The organism is Staphylococcus sp. HMSC055C03 (genome assembly GCF_001809385.1).
Classification (GTDB): Bacteria; Bacillota; Bacilli; order Staphylococcales; family Staphylococcaceae; genus Staphylococcus; species Staphylococcus simulans.
Window position 1 is genome coordinate 13464 of the sequence record NZ_KV797515.1, and the last position, 15066, is coordinate 28529.

At 38.6% G+C, this 15066-nt stretch carries 11 protein-coding genes; 8 read left to right on the forward strand and 3 right to left on the reverse strand.

Annotated features, from left to right (window positions below; genetic code table 11):
- The first annotated feature begins 3 nt into the window (after positions 1–3).
- Entirely contained in the window at positions 4–1932 is a 1929-nt protein-coding gene (gene gyrB, locus HMPREF2603_RS12335) for a DNA topoisomerase (ATP-hydrolyzing) subunit B (protein ID WP_031262353.1), read from the forward strand.
- A gap of 61 nt (positions 1933–1993) precedes the next feature.
- The gene (gene gyrA, locus HMPREF2603_RS12340) at positions 1994–4678 is read left to right on the forward strand and encodes a DNA gyrase subunit A (RefSeq protein WP_057510711.1); all 2685 of its coding nucleotides are present in this window, start codon (positions 1994–1996) and stop codon (positions 4676–4678) included.
- Between the two features lie 85 nt (positions 4679–4763).
- On the opposite strand, the gene HMPREF2603_RS12345 is transcribed toward gyrA, so the two are convergent.
- Complete coding sequence (locus HMPREF2603_RS12345; RefSeq protein ID WP_023014869.1) at positions 4764–5588, reverse strand: NAD(P)H-hydrate dehydratase; 825 nt, start codon at positions 5586–5588, stop codon at positions 4764–4766.
- A gap of 435 nt (positions 5589–6023) precedes the next feature.
- On the opposite strand from HMPREF2603_RS12345, the gene hutH reads away from it, so the two are divergent.
- Together hutH and serS are read left to right on the forward strand one after the other, a co-directional pair.
- Entirely contained in the window at positions 6024–7538 is a 1515-nt protein-coding gene (gene hutH / locus HMPREF2603_RS12350) for a histidine ammonia-lyase (RefSeq protein WP_070468851.1), read from the forward strand.
- A gap of 394 nt (positions 7539–7932) precedes the next feature.
- Positions 7933–9219 carry a serine--tRNA ligase gene (serS, locus tag HMPREF2603_RS12355; protein WP_002480288.1) on the forward strand — a complete coding sequence of 429 codons (1287 nt, stop codon included), beginning with the start codon at positions 7933–7935 and terminating at the stop codon, positions 9217–9219.
- A gap of 278 nt (positions 9220–9497) precedes the next feature.
- Here serS and HMPREF2603_RS12360 read toward each other — a convergent pair whose 3' ends face one another.
- On the reverse strand, positions 9498–9728 hold the full coding sequence (locus HMPREF2603_RS12360) for a hypothetical protein (protein ID WP_002480287.1): 231 nt from the start codon (positions 9726–9728) through the stop codon (positions 9498–9500).
- Positions 9729–9865: 137 nt separating this feature from the next.
- Entirely contained in the window at positions 9866–10057 is a 192-nt protein-coding gene (locus tag HMPREF2603_RS12365; protein WP_060803765.1) for a hypothetical protein, read from the reverse strand.
- 216 nt (positions 10058–10273) lie between these two features.
- On the opposite strand from HMPREF2603_RS12365, the gene HMPREF2603_RS12370 reads away from it, so the two are divergent.
- The 4 genes from HMPREF2603_RS12370 to dnaB are packed head-to-tail and all read left to right on the forward strand — an operon-like array spanning position 10274 to position 15057.
- Complete coding sequence (locus HMPREF2603_RS12370) at positions 10274–11200, forward strand: DUF2232 domain-containing protein (RefSeq protein ID WP_172954256.1); 927 nt, start codon at positions 10274–10276, stop codon at positions 11198–11200.
- Positions 11201–11214: 14 nt separating this feature from the next.
- Positions 11215–13182 carry a DHH family phosphoesterase gene (locus HMPREF2603_RS12375; RefSeq protein ID WP_060803766.1) on the forward strand — a complete coding sequence of 656 codons (1968 nt, stop codon included), beginning with the start codon at positions 11215–11217 and terminating at the stop codon, positions 13180–13182.
- Entirely contained in the window at positions 13179–13628 is a 450-nt protein-coding gene (gene rplI / locus HMPREF2603_RS12380) for a 50S ribosomal protein L9 (RefSeq protein ID WP_002480283.1), read from the forward strand. The genes HMPREF2603_RS12375 and rplI overlap by 4 nt, the downstream gene beginning before the upstream one ends.
- A gap of 31 nt (positions 13629–13659) precedes the next feature.
- On the forward strand, positions 13660–15057 hold the full coding sequence (dnaB, locus tag HMPREF2603_RS12385) for a replicative DNA helicase (RefSeq protein ID WP_002480282.1): 1398 nt from the start codon (positions 13660–13662) through the stop codon (positions 15055–15057).
- Positions 15058–15066: the final 9 nt, after the last annotated feature.

The window sequence follows — 15066 nt, forward strand, 5'->3', positions numbered from 1 at the left end:
AAGGTGGAAGCATTGTCAGATGTGAACAACACGGAAGATTATGGTGCTGGACAAATACAGGTATTAGAAGGACTTGAAGCCGTTCGTAAACGTCCAGGTATGTATATCGGATCGACTTCAGAAAGAGGTCTGCACCATCTTGTATGGGAAATTGTAGATAATAGTATTGACGAAGCATTGGCTGGCTATGCTGATACAATCGAAGTCATTATCGAGAAAGATAACTGGATTCGTGTAACAGATAACGGCCGTGGTATTCCAGTTGATATTCAAGAAAAAATGGGCCGTCCAGCAGTTGAGGTTATCTTAACTGTATTGCATGCCGGCGGTAAATTCGGCGGTGGCGGATACAAAGTATCAGGCGGTCTGCATGGTGTAGGATCTTCAGTTGTTAACGCACTTTCTGAAACATTAGAAGTGTTTGTACACCGTAATAATAAAATTTATAACCAAGCGTATAAACGCGGGGTTCCTCAATATGATTTAAAAGTGGTTGGCGAAACAGAACATACAGGAACTGAAATCCGCTTTAAAGCTGACCCTGAAATCTTTACTGAAACAACAACGTATCAGTATGAATTGCTTCAAAAACGTATTCGTGAGTTGGCTTTCTTAAACAAAGGCATTCAGCTTACTTTACGTGATGAACGCGGTGAAGAAGTAAAAGAAGACTCATATCACTATGAAGGCGGTATTAAATCTTACGTTGAGTTGATCAATGAGAATAAAGAGCCTTTATTTGATGAGCCAGTTTACTTACATGACCGTAAAGATGACGTGGAAGTAGAAATTGCATTGCAATACAACAGCGGTTTCTCAACAAACTTATTATCTTATGCGAACAATATCCATACTTACGAAGGCGGTACACATGAAGACGGCTTTAAACGTGCGTTAACACGTGTATTGAACAGTTATGGTATTCAACAAGGCATTATGAAAGATGATAAAGAGCGTTTATCTGGTGAAGATACACGTGAAGGTTTAACAGCGGTTGTCTCAATTAAGCACAGCAACCCTCAATTCGAAGGACAAACAAAAACAAAACTCGGCAACTCTGAAGTTCGTCAAATCGTAGACAGACTCTTCACAGAGGATATGGAGCGTTTCTTGTTAGAACATCCACAAGTTGCTCGTATTATTGTCGAAAAAGGTATGATGGCTTCTCGTGCACGTATCGCAGCTAAAAAAGCACGTGAAGTAACTCGTAGAAAATCAGCATTAGAAGTTTCAAGCTTACCAGGTAAATTAGCTGACTGTTCAAGTAAAAACCCTGAAGAGAGTGAAATCTTCATCGTCGAAGGTGACTCTGCCGGGGGGTCTACAAAACTTGGTCGTGATTCAAGAACACAAGCGATTTTACCGCTACGTGGTAAGATCTTGAACGTTGAAAAATCACGTTTAGACAGAATCTTAAATAATAATGAAATCCGTTCTATGATTACTGCATTCGGTACCGGTATCGGAGAAGAATTCGATATTTCGAAAGCACGTTATCACAAAATCGTTATCATGACAGATGCCGATGTGGATGGTGCGCATATCAGAACACTGTTATTGACATTCTTCTATCGCTTCATGCGTCCGTTGATTGAAGCGGGTTATGTATACATTGCACAACCGCCTTTATTCAAATTGACACAAGGTAAACAGAAATACTATGTCTTTAACGAACGTGAATTAGAGAAATTGAAATCTGAATTGAAACCGACACCGAAATGGTCTATTGCCCGTTATAAAGGTTTAGGTGAAATGGATGCAGATCAATTATGGGAAACAACAATGAATCCAGAACATCGTTCAATGTTACAAGTGACATTAGAAGATGCGATTGAAGCGGATTTAACTTTCGAAATGTTAATGGGCGATGTTGTAGAAAACCGTCGTCAATTCATCGAAGAAAATGCGGTTTACGCGAACTTGGATTTCTAATTTTGGAAGCTATGAATCAGCGAAACAGCTACGGAATTAATAACTTAAGGAGGCAATCTTGATGGCTGAATATCCTGAATCAAGAATAATTGAACGAAATATTAGTAACGAGATGCGTGAATCGTTCTTAGACTATGCGATGAGTGTTATCGTATCTCGTGCTTTGCCAGACGTCAGAGATGGTTTGAAACCGGTACATCGTCGTATTTTGTACGGGTTGAACGAACAAGGGATGACGCCTGATAAACCGTATAAGAAATCCGCACGTATCGTAGGTGACGTAATGGGTAAATACCACCCTCACGGTGACTCATCTATCTATGAAGCCATGGTACGTATGGCTCAGGATTTCAGCTATCGTTATCCTCTTGTAGACGGTCAAGGTAACTTCGGTTCCATGGATGGCGATGGTGCAGCAGCAATGCGTTATACAGAAGCACGTATGACAAAACTTGCGACTGAATTATTAAGAGATATCAATAAAGATACAATCAACTTTATCGATAACTATGATGGTACAGAAAGAGAGCCGGAAGTCTTACCGGCACGTTTCCCTAACCTCTTAGTGAACGGTGCTGCAGGGATTGCAGTAGGTATGGCGACGAATATTCCACCTCACAACATGACAGAAGTCATCAATGGTGTATTAAGTTTAAGTCATAATCCTGATATCACAATCGCAGAATTGATGGAAGACATCACTGGACCGGACTTCCCGACTGCTGGTTTAATTTTAGGTAAGAGCGGTATCCGTCGTGCTTATGAAACAGGACGTGGATCTATTCAAATGCGTGCACGTGCTGAAATTGAAGAACGCGGCGGCGGTCGTCAACGTATCGTTGTGACTGAAATTCCGTTCCAAGTCAACAAAGCGCGTATGATTGAGAAAATCGCAGAATTAGTACGTGACAAGAAAATCGATGGTATTACAGACTTACGTGATGAAACAAGTTTACGTACTGGCGTACGTGTCGTAATCGATGTCCGTAAAGATGCGAATGCGAGTGTTATTTTAAATAACTTATACAAACAAACACCACTTCAAACTTCATTCGGTGTGAACATGATTGCCTTAATCAATGGCAGACCGAAATTAATTAATTTAAAAGAAGCATTAGTCGAATACTTAGAACATCAAAAAGTAGTCGTGCGTAGACGTACGGAATACAACTTGAAAAAAGCTGAAGACCGTGCACATATCTTAGAAGGTTTACGTATTGCGTTAGACCATATTGATGAAATCATCACAACAATCCGTGAATCTGATACAGATAAAGTAGCAATGGAACGTTTACAAGAACGCTTCAAATTATCTGAGCGTCAAGCACAAGCTATCTTAGATATGCGTTTAAGACGTTTAACAGGTTTAGAAAGAGATAAAATTGAATCTGAATATAACGACTTGATTGCGTACATTGAAGAATTAAGAGCGATTCTTGCTGACGAAGAAAAATTATTACAACTTGTTCGTGACGAATTAATCGAAGTCAGAGAACGATATGGTGATGAACGTCGTACTGAAATTCAACTTGGCGGTTTAGACCATATTGAAGATGAAGACTTAATTCCAGAAGAACAAATTGTAATCACATTAAGTCATAATAACTACATCAAACGTTTACCTGTTTCTACGTACCGTGCACAAAATCGTGGCGGTCGCGGTGTGCAAGGTATGAATACATTAGAAGAAGACTTCGTGAGTCAAATTGTCACATTGAGTACCCACGACCATGTATTGTTCTTTACGAACCAAGGACGTGTCTACAAACTTAAAGGGTACGAGGTGCCGGAACTCTCACGTCAGTCTAAAGGTATTCCAGTTATCAACGCAATTGAGCTTGAAAATGATGAAGTCATCAGTACGATGATTGCGGTGAAAGATTTAGAGAAAGAAGATGCCTTCTTAATCTTCGCAACGAAACACGGTATCGTGAAACGTTCATCTCTAAGCAACTTCTCACACATCAATAGAAACGGTAAGATTGCGATCAACTTCAGAGATGAAGATGAACTCGTAGCAGTACGTCTTACAGATGGCTCAAAAGATGTCTTACTTGGTACATCACGTGCATCACTTATCCGCTTCAAAGAATCACTCTTACGTCCACTTGGCCGAACAGCTGCCGGCGTAAAAGGTATCACTTTACGTGAAGGTGATGAAGTCATCGGACTCGCAGTCGCAAATGGCGATAGTGAAGATGAAGTATTAGTAGTCACTGAAAATGGTTACGGTAAACGTACACCACTTGAAGAATACCGTGTGTCTAACCGTGGCGGTAAAGGTATCAAAACAGCTACGATTACTGAGAAAAATGGTGATATCGTCTGCATCACAACAGTAACAGGCGAAGAGGACTTAATGATTGTCACAAACCATGGTGTGATTATCCGTATCGATGTCGGTGACATTTCACAAAACGGACGTTCAGCACAAGGGGTAAGATTAATCCGCTTGAGTGATGAACAATTTGTTTCTACGGTTGCGAAAGTTCAAGAAGAACCAGAAGATGAATTAGAAGGTACTTCTGAAGATGAAACTGAACCAGGTGAAAATGGTCCAACACCAACAATCAGTGAACAAGTCGTCGAATCAGAAGATGATGACCGTACAATTCATACAGAAGAATTAGATGAAACTGTAGAAGAAGACGGTGAACGCACTGAATTAAGACAAGACTTCATGGATCGCGTGAACGAAGATATTGAAAACGCAGATTCAGAAGATGAAGATAACGAAGAAGAATAATTTAAGTGAATAGATAAAATAAAAGCTTTCTGCAAAACCACTAGGTTAAGCAGAAAGCTTTTTTATTACTCTTAATAGATTAAGTTTAATTTTCTTTTTCTTCTAAACGCTTCATCGCATATGGGATTTCCGCAATTAAGTTTGATGGCGGAACAACGTACATTTCTTTAGATAAGTGTTCACCAATATAACTATGCACATAAGTCGCAGTTTTAACCGCATAATCAAAGTCGTCAAACTGACCGATAAAACTTGTGATAATACCTGATAATGTATCACCCATACCGCCAGTAGCCATAGCTGGTGTACCAATCTCTAATTTGTACGTGTTATCTTTTAAATAGATTTCTGTGCCATGTTGTTTTAAGACAACTGCAGAGTGTATTTGATCTACAGCTTCACGGTTACGTTCATAAGTTTGTTCCTCAATTGGAATGCCGCTTAATCTTTCCCATTCCATTTGGTGTGGTGTGAACACAACATTTTGACACTTAGGTACTTCTACTTTTAATTTACTCATAATTGTAATCGCATCACCATCAATAATCAGGTTCTGATGCGGTTGGATATTTTGAAGTAAGAATGTCATCGCATTATTGCCTTTAAAGTCTAGGCCAAGTCCAGGGCCGATTAAAATACTGTCTGATGTTTCAATAAGTTTTGTTAACATCTTCGTATCATTAATGTCCACGACCATCGCTTCAGGACAGCGTGAATGTAAAGCTGCATGATTTGTCGGGTGTGTTGCAACTGTAATCAAACCGCTTCCGCTATACACACATGCACGTGCAGCCATAATAATTGCGCCGCCTAAATTTGCGTTTCCGCCAATTAATAAGATTCTGCCGTAATCTCCTTTGTGCGTCTCATCTTTTCGTTTTGGAATCGTAACATCTGTTAAAATTTCCACCATAATCCCTCCATAACCCATTCATTTTACACTTAAGCTTCATACAATGGAGCTTTAGGTTTTCGATGTATTTGATTATTTATAAAATTTAAGCACACCCCTGTCATTGGAGTGAGCCTTTCATACCTGTAATGTTGATTGTTTCTCAATGCATTACAACATCTTATACCTATCGTTTAGGTAAGTCAACACTTTCCTTGCGAAGACTTATTGAACGTTTTGTAAAGTCTTGTGAGCGTAAGGATGAACGGGTGAAGATTACCTTTGTTTAACTCATATTGTCTGGCTGGATAGAAAACTGTTATTTAAATTTAGCGTGCTAAACTAGTGACGTATTAACACGCTACGGCTTTGGCAGAATCTATTGTCCTTCTAAAAATGTAAGCGTATACTTGGGATAATTGTATACATTTATTTTCTGAGGGGGTAATTCAATTGACACTAGAATTAAACGGAGCATCGCTCACAATTGAAGATATAAAAAAATTTTTACACCAGCAAGATAAGGTAACAATCTCATCTGATGCGATGGAACGCGTTAAACAAAGTCGTGCCATTGTAGAAGATATTATTAAAAATAAAGAAACGATTTACGGAATTACAACAGGCTTCGGCTTATTTAGTGATGTCTTAATCGATCCGCAGCAATATAATCAACTTCAAGTGAACTTGATTCGTTCACATGCTTGCGGTACAGGTAATCCGTTTTCTCACGATGTTGCACTTGTGATGATGATTTTACGTTTGAATACAATGTTGAAAGGTCATTCAGGTGTCACAACTGATTTAGTTGATCAATTAGTTTATTTTATTAATGAACGTATTATTCCGATTATTCCACAACAAGGTTCATTAGGCGCTTCAGGTGACTTAGCACCTCTATCTCATCTTGCGTTAGCTTTAATTGGAGAAGGCAAAGTCTTTTATCAACAAGAAGAAAAAGAGAGTATTGAGGTCTTACATGAATTAGGTCGTGAACCGTTAGCGTTATCTGCCAAAGAAGGTTTGGCGTTGATTAACGGGACACAAGCTATGACAGCACAAGGTGTCATCAGCTGGATTGAAGCGGAAGCGTTAGCTTATCAATCAGAATGGATTGCATCGTTAACACATCAAGCGTTAAACGGTATTACGGATGCGTATCGTCCTGAAGTACATGATGCGCGTAATTTCCCTGAACAAAGTGCAGTCGCAGATCGTATGTTGTATTGGTTAGAGGATTCTCAGTTAACGACGACACAAGGTGAAATCAGAGTTCAAGATGCGTATACGTTACGTTGTATTCCGCAAGTTCATGGCGCAAGCTTTGAAACATTGAAATTTGTGAAACAACAATTAGAACGTGAAATGAATGCGGCGAATGATAATCCGTTAATCTTCCATGAAGGTGATGAAACATTAGTTATTTCAGGCGGCAACTTCCATGGTCAACCTGTTGCATATGCGTTAGACTTCTTGAAAATTGCGGTAAGTGAACTTGCGAATATCGCAGAACGTCGTTTAGAACGTTTAGTAAATCCACAATTGAATGGTGGTTTACCTGCTTTCTTAAGTCCTGAACCAGGCTTACAAAGTGGTGCGATGATTATGCAGTATGCGGCAGCGAGTTTAGTATCAGAAAATAAAACATTGGCGCATCCTGCGAGTGTGGATTCTATTCCTTCATCTGCGAACCAAGAAGATCATGTCTCTATGGGTACAATTGGTTCAAGACATGGCTATCAAATTGTGGATAATGCGCGTAGAGTGTTATCGATTGAATTAATTATTGCGCTGCAAGCGGTAGAATTAAAAGGTATTGATCAATTATCGCCACGCTCACTTGAGAAATATGAGACGTTAAGAAATATTACGCCATCCATTACAGAAGACCGTCAATTCCATCATGATATCATGCAAGTATCGCGTTATTTACAGCAAGCAGCGTATACTGATGCAGAATGCAAATAACATGAATTTTTCTTGAATTCAGAAAAATTTTATATTTGAGTTGCAATTTAAATAACTATTTGCTATAGTGAAGTTAAGTTCATAAGACATTGTTCGCAGGATAAGTAATCCTAGTTATTAATTCCAGAGAGCTTATGGTTGGTGTGAATAAGCAATTAAGACTACGTGACGAATCTACCTGCATTTGAGAGAACAACCGGTTTAACCGTTATTTTAGAGAGAGTGCAGTGTGCATCAATTAATTTGATACATACTGTTAAATAGGGTGGCAACACGTAATACCACGTCCCTTGTAGGGGCGTGGTATTTTTTTATTCTTTTTTCAGCTGCTCTAATTATATTATTAATTTGAATTTAAATACCCCGACACTTATTTTGAAAGGATGACTGACACATGTTAGATATTAAATTGTTTAGAAACGAAACGGATCGCTTGAAAGAGAAAGTAAGATTACGCGGAATGGACCCACAAATCGTGGACAAAGTATTAGAACTTGATGGTAAACGCCGTGAGTTAATCGGTAAAGCAGAAGAAATGAAAGCTGAACGTAACCGAGTAAGCGGTGAAATCGCTGAGAAAAAACGCAATCAAGAAAATGCGGATGATGTCATTAAACAAATGAGAGAACTTGGCGATAAAATCAAAGATATCGATACTGAGTTAAACGAAGTGGATGATGACTTACATTATAAATTATCTACAATCCCTAATATCATGCATGATGATGTGCCAGAAGGCGAAACTGATGAAGAAAACATTGAAGTGAAAAAATGGGGTACGCCTCGTGAATTCGACTTTGAAGCGAAAGCACACTGGGATTTAGTTGAAGAATTAGGTATGGCAGATTTCGAACGTGCTGCACGTGTATCTGGTGCGCGTTTCGTCTTCTTAACAAATGAAGGTGCACAGTTAGAACGTGCATTAATGAACTACATGTTAACAAAACATACAACACAGCACGGCTATACTGAAATGATGGTACCACAACTTGTGAATGCAAATTCTATGTATGGCACAGGTCAACTTCCAAAATTCGAGGAAGACTTATTCAAGATTGAAAAAGAAGGACTTTACATGATTCCTACTGCGGAAGTACCGTTAACTAACTTCTACCGCGAAGAAGTCTTGTCTGCAGATAAATTGCCAGGCAAGTTCACTGGACAGTCAGCTTGCTTCAGAAGTGAAGCGGGTTCTGCCGGACGTGACACACGTGGCTTAATCCGTTTACACCAATTCGATAAAGTTGAGTTGGTACGTTTTGAAAAACCTGAAGATTCTTGGGATGCATTAGAACAGTTAACAAGCGACGCAGAAGCAATCTTAGAAGAACTTGAATTACCATATCGTCGTGTCATTCTTTGTACTGGCGACTTAGGTTTCAGTTCAAGTAAAACATATGACTTAGAAGTTTGGCTTCCAAGTTATCAAGACTACAAAGAAATCAGCTCATGCTCTAACATGACAGATTTCCAAGCACGTCGTGCTAACATTCGTTTCAAACGCGACAAAGATGCTAAACCAGAATTAGTTCATACATTGAACGGAAGCGGCTTAGCAGTAGGTCGTACGTTTGCAGCAATTGTTGAAAATTACCAAAACGCTGATGGATCAATTACGATTCCTAAAGCATTGGTACCGTTCATGGGCGGAAAAGAAAAAATCGGCCCTGCAACAAAATAAATGGGATCATCGAGTAGTTGGAAAACGAATTAAGATGATCCAACCTCGTTCCAATATATATATTTACCTACCACATGGACGCTATGCCTTACCAACATAGCGTCCTCTTTTTATATGGAAAATTAATATTTCCCGTCTTGTTATTTCCTGAAACACAAAGAAAAACCGACTACCCTCTAAGGATAATCAGTTGAAATAGAATAGTTTGAAAGTGTTGCTGTTAAAGAGTTTGTAGACGAATGGATGTCTTACTTCAGACAAGCGTCAGTCTAACTTTATCACTCTTGGTTTTGTGTTTCTGATTGCTCAGCGGTATCAACATATAGAAATGCGATGACACTCATAATACTTAGTGTCACAAATGCACAACCTAGTGGAATCAGAAAATTTCCTGCGTTTAAAAAGATGAGACCTGTAATGCTCATTTTAATTAAGGCATGCAATACGAAACATAAAATGCTTGTGAAGAACAGCGCAAGACTGCTTCCAGCTAAGAAAACTTTCTGCATACTTCTGGTACTCCTTCTTCGTTTAAATCTTTTTTTATCACTCTCATTATAACGTGGTTTGCAATATATTACGATAGCGTTTTCGGGAATTAATAAAAATTTAACAAATGGATAGAGTCCAAGTCTTTCTTGTTTAGTTAAGAGAGTGATTGAATCAAACTAAAAATGAAGATGATTAGAGTTGATGCGGTAGTGAGTAATAAAGCGATGGTCGTCATTTTTTGATTTCTTACTTGCTTAGGTTTTTTCGTTTCAATAAATAAAATGATCATCGCTGCAATTAATAACAAACCTACAATAGAATATGTAACGATACTTCCAGCTGTCATAAAATCTCCTCCATAGTTGTTATAATATAAATGCTTTATTTATTATATACCTCACTTTTCTGAAGGGAAACATTATAAAATATTGGGTATAGTTGATAAGATACAACTGAAGAAATTGAACTTTATCTATGCTGTTAAAAACATGTAGCAAGCTAGTGATATCAAGTAGGTGATTCTTGCCAACTATGTTAAAATAATTCTTATAGTTACTAAAGTATAGGAGTGGCGAATTTGTTTGCAAAAATAGACCTGAAGGCGACGCTACTTGCAACATTGGCATTGCTGATTATTGTGGCAGTCACCTATGTTATACCGGTTGCCGGACTCATCTTATTTTTTATTGCAACGGTGCCTGGTATTATTCTATGGCATAAGTCTATTATGTCTTTCGGTATTGCCGCACTGATTACAGTTATTTTAACTGTCCTGTTCGGAAGTGAGGGTGTACTGAGTTATATCATCTTCATTTTGATTTTGAGTTTGATAGTAGGGCAATTATTAAAAGAACGTACATCGAAAGAACGTATACTCTATATCGCAACTACATATATGAGTATCATCAGTTTGGCAGGCTTTATGCTGCTTCAAGTCTTCGATAAACTTCCGCTTTCACAAGTGCTTGTGAAACCATTTAAAGATCAAATGTATCAAGCAATGGCAATGAGTGGACTAGATGCTTCTTCACGTAGTGTGTTAGAAGAAGGTTTTAGACAATTAGCAGTTCAATTACCTAGTTATACGATTATCGTTATTTTTATTATGATACTCATTAACTTGATTGTATCGTTTCCGATTTTACGTAAGTTTAAAATAGCAACCCCAGTGTTTAAACCGTTATATGCATGGCAGTTTAAACGTGTACTCGCATACATTTACTTTATAGTATTACTTTGTGTCATGTTCGCAACGCAACCTGGCACGTTCCAAAGTATCGTTTTAAATATGCAAGTTATCTTATCATTCATTATGTTCATCCAAGGTTTAAGTTTCATTGCTTACTTTGCGAAAGCGAAACGTATGCCGGTAGGTGTGGGCATTTTATTAATGGTTATAGGATTTTTACTGACACCTGTGATACCGATTATCGGCTTACTGGGTGTTGTAGATATTACATTCAATTTAAAACGATTTATTAAAAAATGATTTGAGGTGACAGAATGAATCGTCAATCTACGAAGAAAGCACTGTTTATTCCTTTCTTGCTTATGGTATTAACTGCAATCGCATTAGTTGTTGTTTGGTTTATCTTTAACCAATTGATTGCTGGTATCGCAACTGCAGTCTTACTTGTGATGATTATTATCAGTGCATTTGCGTTTCGTAATGCATTCATACGATTAGATCAATATGTAGATGATTTAAGCGGACAGATATCAGCTGGCAATAGTATCGCGATTAAAAGTTTGCCAATTGGCATCATTGTTCTTGATGAGAATGAAGATGTAGAATGGATGAACCATTTCATGTCTGAACGATTGGATCGTAATGTTATCTCAGATCCGATAAATGAAGTGTACCCGAACATTCTGAAACAATTAGAGAAGACGCAAGAGATTGAAATTACAGATGGCAATTATCATTATCGTGTGCGTTATTCAGAAGATGAACATGTTTTATATTTCTTTGATATTACCGAAGAAATACACACGTATGAATTATATGAAGAATCAAAACCAGTTATCGCAACCTTATTCCTTGATAACTACGATGAAATCACACAAAATATGAACGATACACAGCGTTCTGAAATCAACTCTATGGTCACACGTGTCATCAGTCGTTGGGCTTCTGAGTATGATATCTATTTCAAGCGTTATAGTTCAGACCAATTCGTAGCGTATTTAAACCGTCGTATTCTTGACCAATTAGAAGAATCAAATTTCGACTTGTTGCGAAACCTACGTGAAAAGAGTGTAGGTTACCGCGCACAATTGACATTAAGTATTGGTGTCGGTGAAGGTTCAGAGAACTTGATTGACTTAGGGGAATTATCACAATCAGGTTTAGACTTAGCCCTTGGCCGTGGTGGTGACCAAGTCGCAATCAAACATATCAATGGTAATGTAAGATTCTATGGCGGTAAGACTGACCCGATGGAAAAACGTACACGTGTACGTGCGCGTGTTATCTCACATGCTTTAAAAGATATCTTGATGGAAGGCGACAAAGTTATCATTATGGGACATAAACGTCCTGACTTAGACGCAATCGGTGCAGCTATCGGTGTTTCACGCTTTGCGATGATGAATAACTTAGATGCTTATGTTGTGTTAAATGAAGAAGATATCGATCCGACATTACGTCGTGTGATGGATGAAATTGATAAGAAACCAGAATTAAAAGAACGTTTCATCACATCAGATGATGCGTGGGATATTATGACATCGAAAACGACATTAGTTGTTGTTGATACACATAAACCAGAAATGGTATTAGATGAGAACATTTTAAATAAAGCAAACCGTAAAATCGTGATCGACCATCACCGTCGTGGTGAAAGCTTTATCTCTCATCCATTATTGGTATATATGGAACCTTATGCCAGCTCTACAGCTGAGCTTGTGACGGAACTCCTTGAATACCAACCGACAGAACAACGTCTGACAAGATTAGAATCAACGATTATGTATGCAGGTATTATTGTCGATACGCGTAACTTCACATTACGTACAGGTTCAAGAACCTTTGATGCGGCAAGTTACTTAAGAGCACATGGTGCAGATACGATCTTGACGCAGCACTTCTTAAAAGATGATATTGATACGTACATTAATCGTTCAGAACTTATCCGTACTGTGAAACTGCAAAGCAATGGTATTGCGGTGGCACACGGATCTAATGATAAAATCTATCACCCTGTTACAGTTGCACAAGCTGCAGACGAATTGTTAAGTTTAGATGGTGTAGAGGCCTCTTATGTAGTGGCTAGACGAGAAGATGACTTAGTGGGTATTTCAGCCCGTTCACTCGGCTCTATCAACGTCCAACTGACAATGGAAGCTTTAGGCGGCGGTGGACATTTAACAAATGCTGCCACGCAAATTAAAGGTGTAACAGTAGATGAAGCAGTAGAACAATTACAACAAGCAATAGATGAACAAATTAGTAGGAGTGAAGGACAATGAAAGTAATTTTCACACAAGATGTTAAAGGTAAAGGTAAGAAAGGCGAAGTTAAAGACGTACCTGTAGGCTACGCACAAAACTTCTTATTCAAGAAAAATGTTGCAGTAGAAGCAACACCAGGTAACTTGAAACAATTAGAACTTAAAAACAAACGTGCCGAAGAAGAAAGAGAACAAGAAATCGAAGATGCGAAAGCATTAGCAAAACGTCTTGAAGACATCGAAGTAGAAGTCACAGCTAAATCAGGTGAAGGCGGCAAATTATTCGGTTCTGTCAGCACAAAACAAATTGCACAAGCCTTACAAAAACAACACGATATCAAAATTGATAAACGTAAAATGGACTTACCTAACGGTATCCATGCCTTAGGTTATACAAATGTACCAGTAAAATTAGACAAAAAAGTCGATGGTACAATCCGTGTTCACACTGTTGAACAAAAATAAGCAATGAAATAATTAGAGGTGTAATCAAAAAATGGATGGAATGTATGAACAAAACCAGATGCCGCATAACAACGAAGCTGAGCAATCTGTCTTAGGTGCCATTATTATTGATCCACAGCTCATGGGGGAAACTCAGGGAGTCTTACTTCCTGAGTCCTTTTATAGAGGCGCTCACCAACACATCTTCCGTGCGATGATGCACCTCTTTGAGGAAAATAGTGAAATAGATGTCGTAACCTTAATGGACCAGCTGACATCTGAAGGGACATTGAGTGAAGCGGGCGGCCCGCAATATCTTGCGGAGCTCGCTAGCAATGTGCCGACGACAAGAAATATTGAGTACTATCGCGAGATTGTTTATAAATTAGCTGCGAAACGTAATTTGATTCGTGTCGCAGATCAAATCGCGAAAGACGGTTATGATTCAGAACTTGATTTAGATGATATTTTAAGTGATGCAGAGCGTAAGATTTTAGAACTCGCATCTACGAGAGAATCTGAAGGGTTTAAAGATATCAGAGACGTCTTAGGACAAGTCTATGAGAATGCTGAAGAGTTAGACCAAAATAGTGGTCAAACGCCAGGTATCCCGACAGGCTATCGTGATTTAGACCAGATGACTGCAGGCTTTAACCGAAATGATTTAATTATTTTAGCTGCACGTCCTTCGGTAGGTAAGACTGCCTTCGCATTGAATATTGCGCAAAAAGTTGCGACCCATGAAAGTAATTATACGGTCGGTATCTTCTCGCTAGAGATGGGTGCAGACCAATTAGCAACACGTATGATTTGTAGTTCAGGAAATGTAGACTCGAACCGTTTACGTACTGGGACGATGACAGATGAAGACTGGAATCGTTTCACAGTGGCAGTCGGTAAGTTATCTAAAACGAAAATCTTTATTGATGATACACCGGGTATCAGAATTACAGATTTACGTTCTAAGTGTCGTCGACTCAAGCAAGAGCATGGTTTAGATATGATTGTGATCGACTACTTACAGTTGATTATGGGAAGCGGTTCTCGTATGTCTGATAACCGTCAACAAGAAGTATCTGAAATCTCAAGAACGTTAAAAGCGATTGCACGTGAATTAGAATGTCCGGTTATTGCACTGAGTCAGTTATCTCGTGGTGTTGAACAACGACAAGATAAACGCCCAATGATGAGTGACATCCGTGAATCAGGTTCTATCGAGCAAGATGCGGATATCGTTGCTTTCTTATATCGTGATGATTACTATAATCGTGAAGACGGTGAAGAAGATGACGATGGCGGCATGGAACCTGTCACAAATGATGATAATGGTGAAATTGAAGTCATTATTGCGAAGCAGCGTAACGGCCCGACAGGAACTGTTAAATTGCACTTCATGAAGCAGTACAACAAATTCACGGACATTGATTATGCACATGCAGATATGATGTAAAAATTAAAA

Excerpts from the sequence above, each read along its gene's own strand:
- rplI (WP_002480283.1), top strand. The coding sequence starts at position 13,179 with ATGAAAGTAATTTTCACACAAGATGTTAAAGGTAAAGGTAAGAAAGGC.
- dnaB (WP_002480282.1), top strand. The coding sequence starts at position 13,660 with ATGGATGGAATGTATGAACAAAACCAGATGCCGCATAACAACGAAGCT.
- gyrA (WP_057510711.1), top strand. The coding sequence starts at position 1,994 with ATGGCTGAATATCCTGAATCAAGAATAATTGAACGAAATATTAGTAAC.
- HMPREF2603_RS12375 (WP_060803766.1), top strand. The coding sequence starts at position 11,215 with ATGAATCGTCAATCTACGAAGAAAGCACTGTTTATTCCTTTCTTGCTT.
- HMPREF2603_RS12365 (WP_060803765.1), bottom strand. The coding sequence starts at position 10,057 with ATGACAGCTGGAAGTATCGTTACATATTCTATTGTAGGTTTGTTATTA.
- HMPREF2603_RS12360 (WP_002480287.1), bottom strand. The coding sequence starts at position 9,728 with ATGCAGAAAGTTTTCTTAGCTGGAAGCAGTCTTGCGCTGTTCTTCACA.
- serS (WP_002480288.1), top strand. The coding sequence starts at position 7,933 with ATGTTAGATATTAAATTGTTTAGAAACGAAACGGATCGCTTGAAAGAG.